At 33.4% G+C, this 11,548-nt stretch carries 10 protein-coding genes; 4 read left to right on the top strand and 6 right to left on the bottom strand.

Annotation, left to right across the window (positions count from 1 at the left end):
- The first annotated feature begins 3 nt into the window (after window positions 1–3).
- The 3 genes from N1F78_RS06575 to N1F78_RS06565 are packed head-to-tail and all read left to right on the top strand — an operon-like array spanning window position 4 to window position 3,543.
- Window positions 4–1,161 (top strand): serine hydrolase domain-containing protein, encoded by a 1,158-nt coding sequence (locus N1F78_RS06575; protein WP_406685385.1) that lies wholly within the window; start codon window positions 4–6, stop codon window positions 1,159–1,161.
- Entirely contained in the window at window positions 1,151–1,864 is a 714-nt protein-coding gene (locus N1F78_RS06570) for a 3'-5' exonuclease (RefSeq protein ID WP_406685384.1), read from the top strand. The genes N1F78_RS06575 and N1F78_RS06570 overlap by 11 nt, the downstream gene beginning before the upstream one ends.
- Complete coding sequence (locus N1F78_RS06565; RefSeq protein ID WP_406685383.1) at window positions 1,864–3,543, top strand: ABC transporter ATP-binding protein; 1,680 nt, start codon at window positions 1,864–1,866, stop codon at window positions 3,541–3,543. Before N1F78_RS06570 ends, N1F78_RS06565 begins: the two co-directional genes overlap by 1 nt.
- Here N1F78_RS06565 and N1F78_RS06560 read toward each other — a convergent pair.
- The gene (locus tag N1F78_RS06560) at window positions 3,540–3,689 is read right to left on the bottom strand and encodes a hypothetical protein (protein WP_406685382.1); all 150 of its coding nucleotides are present in this window, start codon (window positions 3,687–3,689) and stop codon (window positions 3,540–3,542) included. The genes N1F78_RS06565 and N1F78_RS06560 overlap by 4 nt on opposite strands.
- A gap of 248 nt (window positions 3,690–3,937) precedes the next feature.
- Here N1F78_RS06560 and N1F78_RS06555 point away from each other — a divergent pair, with 248 nt between their 5' ends.
- Window positions 3,938–5,896 carry an acetoacetate--CoA ligase gene (locus N1F78_RS06555; protein WP_406685381.1) on the top strand — a complete coding sequence of 653 codons (1,959 nt, stop codon included), beginning with the start codon at window positions 3,938–3,940 and terminating at the stop codon, window positions 5,894–5,896.
- 6 nt (window positions 5,897–5,902) lie between these two features.
- On the opposite strand, the gene N1F78_RS06550 is transcribed toward N1F78_RS06555, so the two are convergent.
- The 5 genes from N1F78_RS06550 to N1F78_RS06530 all read right to left on the bottom strand — a co-directional run bounded on the left by N1F78_RS06550 (window position 5,903) and on the right by N1F78_RS06530 (window position 11,548).
- Window positions 5,903–8,254: a transglycosylase domain-containing protein gene (locus N1F78_RS06550; RefSeq protein ID WP_406685380.1), complete on the bottom strand. Its 2,352-nt coding sequence runs from the start codon at window positions 8,252–8,254 to the stop codon at window positions 5,903–5,905.
- 29 nt (window positions 8,255–8,283) lie between these two features.
- The gene (locus tag N1F78_RS06545; protein ID WP_406685379.1) at window positions 8,284–8,778 is read right to left on the bottom strand and encodes a gliding motility lipoprotein GldH; all 495 of its coding nucleotides are present in this window, start codon (window positions 8,776–8,778) and stop codon (window positions 8,284–8,286) included.
- On the bottom strand, window positions 8,765–9,952 hold the full coding sequence (locus N1F78_RS06540) for a stage 0 sporulation family protein (RefSeq protein ID WP_406685378.1): 1,188 nt from the start codon (window positions 9,950–9,952) through the stop codon (window positions 8,765–8,767). The genes N1F78_RS06545 and N1F78_RS06540 overlap by 14 nt, the downstream gene beginning before the upstream one ends.
- A gap of 121 nt (window positions 9,953–10,073) precedes the next feature.
- On the bottom strand, window positions 10,074–10,304 hold the full coding sequence (locus N1F78_RS06535; protein WP_406685377.1) for a ferredoxin: 231 nt from the start codon (window positions 10,302–10,304) through the stop codon (window positions 10,074–10,076).
- Window positions 10,304–11,548, bottom strand: a complete 1,245-nt coding sequence (locus N1F78_RS06530) for a peptidase U32 family protein (RefSeq protein WP_406685376.1) — start codon at window positions 11,546–11,548, stop codon at window positions 10,304–10,306. The genes N1F78_RS06535 and N1F78_RS06530 overlap by 1 nt, the downstream gene beginning before the upstream one ends.

Here is an 11,548-nt window from a genome sequence, read left to right as displayed (position 1 = left end):
ATTATGAAATTCTTCAAAAAGTTCATTAAGTGGCTTGTTATAGTTTTCGGGGTATTGGTTATGGTGCTTTATGTTACAGATACAGATTATCTTTTAAAAGCAGTTAGAACTATTTATCTCACGGGTCACTCTACAGCATATTTAGAGGATTATAAAAAATTTGATAATCAAGAAATTGAAAACGGAACACCTCAACCTTGGCCCAATCATAAAGATTATAACAGCTCAAAAGAAACCAAAGCTCTTAATAAAATAAATAAGACTAACGGAACTATAGCCTATGTAATCATTAAAAATGACAGTATCTGGTTTGAAAATTACTATGATGGCTTTAATGAAGACTCTCAATCTAACTCATTTTCAATGGCAAAAAGCTATGTGTCAGGTCTTATGGGAAAAGCCATTGAAGAAGGTTATATAAAAAGTTTAGAACAACCTGTTAGCGATTTTCTACCAACATTTAAGGACGGTTTAGCAGCTAAAATGACGGTTGGTCACCTATCAAGTATGGCATCAGGCACCAATTGGGATGAAGCCTATTACTCACCTCTTTCAATTACTACGCGCGCCTATTTTGATGATGATTTAGAAAAAGTGATGCTAGGATTAAAAGTGGTAGATGAACCTGGAAAAAGCTTTAAATATGCAAGTGGAGATACGCAAATGCTAGCTTTGGTCATAGAGAAAGCCACTGGGGTAAAGCTCTATGATTATTTAACAGAAAGCTTCTGGAAACCCCTAGAGTGTGAAAACCCAACACTTTGGCAAGTTGATAGTGAAGGTCATGATTTAGTAAAAGCCTATTGTTGTATAGCAAGTAACGCGAAAGACTTTGCCCGTTTTGGCAAACTATATAAAGACCACGGAAAATGGAATGGTAAACAAGTTTTAGATTCTGCTTTTGTTTCAAAATCATTAAAACCTGTATATCCTGATGGTGAAATGTATGGTTATGGATGGTGGTTAAAATCTATTAAAGATAAAAGCTTTTTCATGATGAGGGGGCATTTAGGACAGTACGTTATTGTAGAGCCTAATGATAATGTAATTATTGTAAGGCTTGGTCATTCAAAAGGAAACAATAATGAAGTGGGCAGGTTTACCAGTGATATAAACACTTATATTGAAGAGGCTTATAAAATGTTAAAAGATGACATCTAAACTAAATCTTGAAAATATTTTATTTCTAGATATTGAAACCGTTCCAGAAACTCAATATTTTTCAGATTTAGATGAAACAAAACAAGCACTTTGGGAAAGTAAATCGCAATATCAAAGAAAAGATGATTTTACGGCTGAAGAGTTTTACGACCGTGCTGGAATCTGGGCAGAGTTTGGTAAAATAGTCTGCATTTCAGTAGGGTTTTTCAACTTTCAAGGGGATTTAAGAAAATTTAGAGTAACCTCTTTTTATGGTGATGAAATCACTATTTTAAAAGACTTTAAAAACCTTTTAATTTCTCACTTTAGTCAAACTAAACATTTACTATGTGCGCACAATGGAAAAGAATTCGACTTTCCTTACATTGCGCGTCGTATGATTATTAACAACATAGAATTACCTTATAAACTGAACCTTTTTGGTAAAAAACCATGGGAAGTACCTCATTTAGACACTTTAGAATTGTGGAAATTTGGTGATTATAAAACCTATACCTCATTAAAGTTATTGACGAATGTCTTAGGGATTCCGTCTCCAAAAGACGATATAGATGGCAGTGAAGTTTACAGGGTTTATTATGAAGAAAAAGCCATTGATAGAATTATAAAATATTGTGAAAAAGACACCATTGCGGTGGCTCAAATTTTCTTGAGATTTCAAGGCGAAGACATTCTAGGAAACGATGAAATAATTCATATTTAATGGAGAAAAAAACTATTTTATCAATTAAAGATTTGGCCATTTCATTTGGTGATAATGAAGTGATACATAATATTTCATATGACCTTTTAGAAAACGAAATTCTTGGTATTGTTGGGGAGTCTGGATCTGGTAAGTCTGTATCCTCTCTGGCCATTTTAGGGTTGTTACCTAAAGGCATTTCAAAAATTACAAGTGGAAATATTAAATTTAAGAATATAGATTTAACAATACTTTCCTCTAAAGCGTTTCAAACTATTAGAGGGAATAAAATTGCCATGATTTTTCAAGAACCCATGAGTTCTTTGAATCCATCTATGACATGTGGAAAGCAAGTTTTAGAGATTTTATATAAGCATACAAACCTAACTAAATCTGCTGCTAATAACGAAGTCCTGTCATTATTCGAAAAAGTAAAATTGCCTGAACCAAAACGTGTTTTCAAGTCCTATCCTCATGAAATTTCTGGTGGACAAAAGCAACGTGTTATGATTGCTATGGCAATTGCCTGTAAACCTGACATTTTAATTGCAGATGAACCGACAACAGCTTTAGATGTAACCGTTCAAAAAGAGATTATAAAATTGCTTAAAACGCTTCAAGAAGAAACCAAAATGAGCGTTATTTTCATCACGCATGATTTAGCTTTAATTTCAGAAATTGCAAATAGAGTTTTAGTAATGTATAAGGGGAATATTGTAGAGGAAGGAGATGTTTCAAAAATATTCAAATCACCACAACATAACTACACAAAGGCGCTAATCAACTCGCGCCCTTCTCTAGATACCAGATTAAAGGTTTTACCAACTATTCAGGATTATTTAGACAATTCTATCTCAAAAGAAATTATAACGACTGAACAACGTAAACTTCAGCATGAAAAACTGTACAGCAAGTCTCCTTTATTAGAAATAATCAATGTTGAAAAAACATATTTTGGTAAATCTGGCTGGTTTTCTAAACCAAAATCTTTTAAGGCTGTTAACAATGTAAGTTTTAAAGTGTATGAAGGGGAAACATTAGGTTTGGTTGGTGAGTCTGGTTGTGGAAAATCTACTCTTGGAAACGCCATTCTTCAACTTGATAAAGCTTCAGCAGGCAGCATTCTATATAAGGATATTGATATAACCAAACTTTCAAAATACGATGTTAAAAAACTTAGAAAAGACATTCAGATAATTTTTCAAGATCCTTATTCATCATTAAATCCAAGAATTCCTGTTGGCGAAGCTATTATGGAACCTATGCGCGTTCATAAGCTTTATAAATCTGATAATGAACGTAAGGAAAAAGCTGTTGAAATTTTAAATAGAGTTGGATTATCAGAAGATTATTTTAACCGATATCCACATGAGTTTTCTGGCGGACAAAGACAGCGTATTGGAATTGCTAGAACAATTGCCTTACAACCCAAGCTTATTGTCTGTGATGAGTCTGTATCTGCGTTAGATATATCTGTTCAAGCTCAAGTGTTAAACTTGCTTAACGAATTAAAAGAAAATTTTGGATTTACTTATATATTTATTTCACACGATTTGGCCGTGGTAAAATATATGTCTGACCAGTTATTGGTTATGAACAAAGGCCAAATTGAAGAGTTAGACGATGCTGACACTATATACAATACTCCAAAAAGAGACTATACAAAAAAGCTAATTGATGCTATTCCTAAAGGGATTTAAAGCATAAATATTTTCTTTGTTAAGTATAGTAAACTCTTCATGAATTGTAAATTATCTTGAAGCGTTTCTCTCAATTTGCTTTCATTATACTCTGACTCTTCCGAGGCAGTCTCAAACGTTGGCAGTTCAGGTAAATTTGGTTCCATATTCCGTAGGTTAAGTTTATGGTAGATCTGGGTAAATCTAAATATATGATTTGGTTGATTTGGGATAGCTAATATGACACTTATTTTTAATATATCAGATTAAAAACTTTATTAATCGATGAAATACATATTACTTTAACACTTTAATCGATTTTTAATAAACACCCATACTCATTTACACCTTTTAACATTAAAATTTACAATAAAGAAATCTTTATATTTGAGAAAGGCAAAGCAGTAATTTGTATATGAAAAAACTTTGGGAAGGTTCAGCAAAATTTAAACAAAACAGTCATCTAAATACATATTGTAATTGGCTTAAAGATAAATATGGGTTAACACTAGTTGAATATGATGATTTGTGGGAGTGGTCTATTAACAATACAGAAGCTTTTTGGGAAACCATTTGGGACTATTTTAAAATAACATCGCATACGCCGTATACTCAAGTTCTATCATCTTATCAAATGCCCAATTGCAAATGGTTTAAAGGCGCTACCTTAAATTATTCTGAACATATTTTCAAACAGTCAAAACCCAATAAAACAGCCATTTATTTTAGTAATGAATCTGGGGAAAAACTAGAATTATCTTGGAAAGAGCTAGAAAAAAAAGTTTCCTCTATGGTAGCTTATTTAAAATCTTTAGGAGTTTCTAAAAATGATAGGGTTGTGGCTTTTATTGCCAATATTCCAGAAGCTACAATAGCCTTTTTAGCTGTTAATGCCATAGGAGCTATTTGGTCTAGCACTTCTCCAGACTTTGGTGCTGAAAGTGTAGTTAATAGATTTTCTCAAATAGAACCAAAAGTTCTTATAACTATAGACGGATATAACTATAACGGAAAACCCTATGACAAAACTAATACCGTTAAAGAAATTGTGGCTTCATTACCAACTTTAAAAAGGGTTATTCTGGTTCCTTATCTAAATAAAAATGCATCAAATAATTTCTCTGAGGAGTTTGAAAGTATTAACACTATATATGAAATTGATGGGGGTGAATTACTATTTGAACCTGTAGATTTTAATCACCCTATTTGGGTATTATACTCCTCTGGAACTACAGGCTTACCGAAAGCCATTGTACACTCTCACGGCGGCATTTTATTGGAGCATTATAAATACATGGCCTTTCACAATGATGTTCATGAAGACGAGTGCTATTTTTGGTTTACTACTACCGGTTGGATGATGTGGAATTTTTTACAATCTGCCTTACTTATGGGAGCATCTATTGTTTTATATGATGGATGCCCAACCTACCCTAAATTTGATTCACTTTGGAAGTTTTCAGATGATTTAGGTATTAATCATTTTGGAACTAGTGCACCTTATTTGGTTGCTAATATGAAGAGGCAACTGGATATTAAAAATGGCCATAAACTTTCATCTTTGAAGTCTATTAGTTCCACTGGAGCTCCGCTACCTGCTGAAGCTTTTGATTATGTTTACCTTAATATAAAAAAAGATGTTTGGCTATGTTCCATGGCAGGAGGAACTGATGTTTGTACCGCTTTTGTTGGAGGAACACCTTTATACGCAGTTCATTCAGGTGAAATACAATGTCGTGCTTTGGGTGTGTCCTTACATGCTTTAGATGAATATGGAAATCCTATTGAAGATGATTTAGGGGAAATGGTTATTGATAAACCCATGCCTTCAATGCCTATTTACTTTTGGAATGATAAGGATAATGCTAGATACATTTCAAGCTATTTTGAAAATTTCCCAGGAAAATGGCGACATGGAGATTTTATAAAAATAAACTCTAAAACAAAAGGTTTAGTGATTTATGGACGTTCAGATGCCACTTTGAATAGGCATGGGATAAGAATAGGAACTAGCGAAATTTATAGAGCTGTTAATAAAATTGAAGCTATAGAAGATTCTTTAATAATTAACCTTGAATTAGAAGAAGGTAAACATTACATGCCTCTTTTTGTAAAACTTAAACCAGATTTTGAATTAAAAGATGAAATAAAACAAAACATAAACAATCAATTAAAAAGTGATTATTCACCACGTCATGTCCCTGATGAAATCATTGAAGTAAAAGATATTCCTTATACTATAAGTGGCAAAAAAATGGAAGCACCAATTAAAAAAATCTTATTAAAAATGCCACTTGAAAAATCAATAAATATTGATGCCATGCGAAACCCAGAATCAATTCAATTTTTCATTGATTTTGCGAAAACAATCTAGAAAACATTAAAAATCTAATTCTTCTGGTATGTCATCATCCAAATTATCATCAATAAGATCGTTTTTAGTCATTTTAGAGCAATCAACAACAATAGATAGGTCTTCAGGTTCTTCAAACTCATCTTGAGAAATGTTTAATGTTTCATCAGCATAACAACTCTTCATATAAACTCCCCAAATAGGCAATGCCATAGCTGCTCCCTGACCGTAAGTTATACTTTGAAAATGAGCAGCTCTATCTTCTGCTCCCACCCAGACACCTGTTACCAAATTTGGCACCATACCCATAAACCAACCATCACTTTGGTTTTGAGTAGTTCCTGTTTTTCCTGCTATTGGATTCGTAAATTCATAAGGATAACCCGTAACTATTTCTCTAAAATCTGCCCTATAGGCATCCGCACCTTTGGTTCTCAACCTTACCCCAGAACCATGTTTTGTAACACCCTCCATCAGTTTTACAGCCACATAAGCAGTTTCTTCGCTTAAAACATCGCGAGTTTCTGGCTTGAATTGATACAATATAGTTCCGTTTTTATCCTCAATGGTTGTAACCATTACAGGTTTTGTATATACCCCTTTATTAGCAAAAGTTCCGTAGGCCCCTACCATTTCATATACGCTTATATCTGGTGTTCCTAATGCAATAGAAGGTACAGGTAATATATCTGACTCAATACCCAATTTTCTAGCTAAATCAACAACTGGTTGAGGCCCTACTTTATCTATTAATCTTGCCGTTATAGTATTCACGGAGTTAGCTAAAGCATTTTGCAAGGTTCTTGTTCCACCATAATCATCTTCACCACCAGAGTTTCTTGGGCACCACTCCTCCATATTACCATGCTTTAATTTTTCTATACAATAAGGCGTATCTGGAAATTCATCGCAAGGAGAATAATGTAACTGATCTATAGCTGCGGTATAAACAAATGGCTTAAATGTAGATCCTATTTGACGCTTCCCTTGTTTAACCATATCGTATTGAAAATGTCTGTAATTCATTCCACCAACCCATGCTTTTACATGACCTGTTAAAGGGTCCATAGACATCATACCCGTTCTTAAGAATGATTTGTAATAGCGCATAGAGTCCCAAGGTTTCATAATAGTGTCAACCTCAGAAGCTTTACCGTCCTTCCATTCAAAAACAGACATCTTAATAGGCTTATGAAAAGATTCTTTTATTTCTTCTTCAGACTTTTTTAAGTCGTAACGCATATGTCTCCAACGTTCAGATTGTCTCATAGAACGACGCATCAAAGTATCAATAGCGCCTCGAGTAAGTTCTAAAAAAGGCGCTGTAGGATTACGCTTTGGTGTGTTTTGATGAAAAAACTCCTTTTGAAGCCTTGGCATATGCTGTTGTACAGCATCTTCCGCATATTTCTGCATACGCGAATCTATAGTAGTATAAATTTTTAATCCATCATTGTACAAGTTCCAATTAGTTCCATCTGGTTTTGGATTCTTCTTAATCCAATCCTTCATAAACCCATCTAAATAACCCCTAAAATAAGTAGCTAATCCTTCTCGGTGAGACTCAGGTGTATAATTTAAATCTAGCTCTGTTTTTTGAAGAGAATCCTTAAGGGTTTCATTTATATATTCATACTTATACATTTGAGCTAGGACAACATTACGTCTGTTTTTAACACCTACCGGATTTCTATGAGGCCTTGGATTGTATAAAGCAGAATTTTTAAACATGCCTACCAACATAGCAGACTCTTTTAAAGAAAGTTCCTTAGGTTCTTTACCAAAATAAATGCGTGCCGCACTGCGGATACCATCTGCATTATTCCCAAAATCATAAATATTAAAATATTGAGCAATGATTTCTTCTTTAGTATATTGACGTTCTAAACGAGTAGCGATAATCCATTCTCTCAGTTTTTGAGACAATTTTTCAACAATATTGGCCTTTTCTCTTCTATGAAATAATTGTTTTGCCAATTGTTGTGAAATAGTACTTGCTCCGCCTCTTTTACCAAGAAAAAACGCTGCTCTTAATGTACCTCTTGCATCAATACCTGCGTGTTCATGAAATCGCGCATCTTCTGTTGCTATTAAAGCATCGACTAATTGTTTAGGCAATTCATCATAACCTACAGGAGTTCTATTATCATTAAAATAAAACTTTCCCAAAGTTTGACCATCAGAAGAAATAATTTCTGTAGCTAGATTTGTTCTAGGGTTTTCTAAAACGGTGTGGTCTGGCATTTCACCAAAAGCGCCCCAGGAAGCCAATAAAAAGATAAGAATTATAGATAATATACCTCCTGTAAATAAAATCCAAAACCATCGAATATATTTTGAATAATCTGGAGCAGTTTTTATTTCTTTTTTAGTTGCCATTTATAAAAGTAGCTTATTTGTAGGTTGTCTTATTTGTTGTTAGGTTTTTCAATTCTAAAACCTACATCTGTGATGCCTTCAAGTTCTTTAACACCGTTTACCTTTCCATTCTCTCTCATTGCTTGCTGAATGTTAACAGTGTATTCTCCACTTTCTTGAAAAATTACATTTTCTTTATACCAAAGTTTATTTTCTTTAACATCGGTATATCCAGTTCCTAATAGTTTTCCACTAGGGTCTGCCATTCTATATTCTAACGTATCTTTTATTGTTTTTCCATGAGGAAACACCATTTCTACAATTAAAAACAAATTATTGTATTTATACGAATTTGTGTTTCTTAAATTCACAAATAAATTATATGCATTTGTTGAATCTGGCGGAGTTACTTTAAAACTAACAACAGAGTCTTTATGCCATTTATTAGGGATGGATGTATAAGTGTCATAAACACGGTTAGAATCACACGAAATGTATACAAAAGAAAGCATTAAAAAAAATAGCCAAATATTATTTTGCTGCATTTTTACTGTTTTGTGGTTTTCTTCTGTTTTTATTGTTTCTATTGTTTTTACGCCTCTTATTATTTTTACGTCGTTTATTAGATTTTGGATTATCAAAACGTGTTAAACTATCTTGACCTACAACGTTCTCAAACTCTATTTTAGTATCTTCTGCAAGGTCTGCAGCATATTCTTCAAGGCTTGCTATTTTTCTTTTTTTCTTATTCAGCTCTATAATTTCTATAACCTGATCTGTAGTAAGTTTATGCCAATTTGCCCATTCACCCTCATAAGCAAACCACATGTATCTTTTAAAAATATCTGTCTTTTGACAAACCGCAACACCCTTGTCTGTTTGTAATTTTGTATCCGATTTTGGAAAATCTTTCAATGCATCTAAATATGTATCAAGCTCATAATTTAAACAACATTTTAACTTACCACATTGTCCAGCTAGTTTTTGAGGATTTAATGACAATTGTTGATATCTAGCAGCAGAAGTACTTACTGAACGAAAATCTGTTAACCAAGTAGAGCAGCATAACTCACGCCCACAAGAACCAATACCTCCAAGCCTAGAAGCTTCTTGACGAAACCCAACTTGTTTCATTTCAATTCTGGTTCTAAACTCTCTTGCAAAAACTTTAATAAGCTCCCTGAAATCTACTCGCTCTTCAGCGGTATAATAAAAAGTGGCTTTACTGGCATCACCTTGAAATTCAATATCAGAGATTTTCATTTGTAATTTTAGGTCAATTGCAAATTGGCGTGCTTTAACTTTCATTGACTCTTCTCTATCACGTGCTTTTTGCCAAATATCAATATCTTTTTGTGAAGCTTTTCTATAAATCTTCAAACCTTCTTCAATATTATCTGAAACATTTTTTCGTTTCATTTGAACCCGCACCAATTCCCCAGTAAGGGTAACCATACCAATATCATGACCAGCCTTGGCCTGTGTTGCCACAATATCTCCAATGCTTAATGAAATGTTTTCAGGATTAGAATAGTATTCTTTACGTCCGTTTTTGTAACGAACCTCAACCCAATTAAAGGGTTTCTCGCCACTAGGAAGCGACATATTTGACAACCAATCAAAAACAGTTAATTTATTGCAACTATCTGTACCACATGTGCCATTATTTTTACAGCCTTTTGGTTGGCCATCTTTAGTTGAGCAGCTTGCACAAGCCATATATTTATATATTGAATTCGTTAATAATTAAATTATTACGAATGATGGGTTTATAATTAATTTGATTCGTAAAGATAAGATTATTATACTTACTTAAAAATATGGTTTACGAAATATCAATTTATACATTTTTAACACTAATGATTTTTATAGGACAAGCCTTTGCTGCCTTATCACAATCTTCAAAAATAAGTTCATCTGGTGACTTCAATGTGTAAAATCCTTTCTTTTCTTTAGTGTGTAAAAGCACACTTTTGCCGTCTTTTTTAGACATTTGAAATTGATTTGGTGCTAATTCTACACAATAATTGCAACCTATGCACTTATTACGCTGTAATGTTACTATAACCATTAAGCTTCTACTTTGTTTTCAACAATTTTATAAAGCTTATCCGAAGGTCTTATTCTAAATCCAAGTGGAATAGTTACTGAATCTCCTTTTGAAGCTGAAGTTGATTTTTCATCATTAACTAACATGTCTTCAACAACTAATTCTTTTACTCCTGTTGTTGGCCCTGTAATTAAAATGTTGTCGCCAATTTTTAAGTCATAGGCTTGAATACTAAACTCTCCAATTTCTGGTTTGGGAAAATAATGCATGCCTTTACCAATGTAGACTTTTTTTTGAGTAGCATGAGACCCTGAACCTTCACTCCATTCCCCAAGCTTTTGACCTAAATAATATCCGCTCCAAAAACCACGATTGTAAACCGTTTCTAAAGTTTGCATCCATGAAATAACTTCCTCCTTATTGTAAGTTCCTTCTTCAATACTATCGATAGCTTCTCTATAACATTTTATAACTTTAGCCACATATTCTGGAGCTCTTCCTCTACCTTCAATCTTTAAAACTTTAATACCAGCATCAGCAATCTGGTCTAAAAAATCAATAGTACACAAATCCTTAGGAGACATTATATACTCATTATCTAATTCCATTTCAAAACCAGTTTCCTGATCTATTACCGTATATTTTTTTCTACAATTTTGCTTACACGCACCTCTATTTGCAGATGAATTATATGAATGTAAGCTCATATAACACTTTCCAGATACAGCCATACAAAGTGCCCCGTGTCCAAAAATCTCTATTTCCACCAACTTTCCCGAAGGACCCTTTATTTGTTCTTTTTCTATTTGCTCAGTAATCTTTTTAACTTGGCGCAAGCTCAATTCTCTACTTAGCACCATGGTGTCTGCAAATAAGGCATAAAATTTAACAGTCTCAATATTGGTGATATTTATTTGAGTTGAAATATGCACCTCAACACCAAGCTCTCTAGCCATGTTAATTACCGATTGATCCATAGCTATAACAGCAGTAATATCAGCCTCTTTTGCTCTTTTTATTAAGGTTTTAACAATAGATAAATCATGGTCGTAAATAATGGTATTTAGAGTAAGGTAAGTACGTACGCTTTTTGCTTTACATTTATTAGAAATCTCTTCAAGGTCATCTAAGGTAAAGTTAATAGACGCTCTTGCTCTCATGTTAAGTTGCTCAACTCCAAAATACACGGAATCTGCACCACTATCTAAAGCAGCCTGAAGAGATTCAAAATTTCCAGCAGGCGCCATTAATTCTATTTTCTGCAT

The sequence above is a fragment of the Seonamhaeicola sp. MEBiC01930 genome (assembly GCF_045277075.1).
Classification (GTDB): Bacteria; Bacteroidota; Bacteroidia; order Flavobacteriales; family Flavobacteriaceae; genus Seonamhaeicola.
The sequence above is the reverse complement of the archived record's forward strand: the minus strand, read 5'-3'. Positions and strand labels throughout refer to the sequence as shown.

Bases quoted from the DNA above. Each gene is read 5' to 3' on its own strand.
- N1F78_RS06575 (WP_406685385.1), top strand. From the start codon at position 4: ATGAAATTCTTCAAAAAGTTCATTAAGTGGCTTGTTATAGTTTTCGGG.
- N1F78_RS06570 (WP_406685384.1), top strand. From the start codon at position 1,151: ATGACATCTAAACTAAATCTTGAAAATATTTTATTTCTAGATATTGAA.
- N1F78_RS06565 (WP_406685383.1), top strand. From the start codon at position 1,864: ATGGAGAAAAAAACTATTTTATCAATTAAAGATTTGGCCATTTCATTT.
- N1F78_RS06560 (WP_406685382.1), bottom strand. From the start codon at position 3,689: ATGGAACCAAATTTACCTGAACTGCCAACGTTTGAGACTGCCTCGGAA.
- N1F78_RS06555 (WP_406685381.1), top strand. From the start codon at position 3,938: ATGAAAAAACTTTGGGAAGGTTCAGCAAAATTTAAACAAAACAGTCAT.
- N1F78_RS06550 (WP_406685380.1), bottom strand. From the start codon at position 8,254: ATGGCAACTAAAAAAGAAATAAAAACTGCTCCAGATTATTCAAAATAT.
- N1F78_RS06545 (WP_406685379.1), bottom strand. From the start codon at position 8,778: ATGCAGCAAAATAATATTTGGCTATTTTTTTTAATGCTTTCTTTTGTA.
- N1F78_RS06540 (WP_406685378.1), bottom strand. From the start codon at position 9,952: ATGGCTTGTGCAAGCTGCTCAACTAAAGATGGCCAACCAAAAGGCTGT.
- N1F78_RS06535 (WP_406685377.1), bottom strand. From the start codon at position 10,304: ATGGTTATAGTAACATTACAGCGTAATAAGTGCATAGGTTGCAATTAT.
- N1F78_RS06530 (WP_406685376.1), bottom strand. From the start codon at position 11,548: ATGCAGAAAATAGAATTAATGGCGCCTGCTGGAAATTTTGAATCTCTT.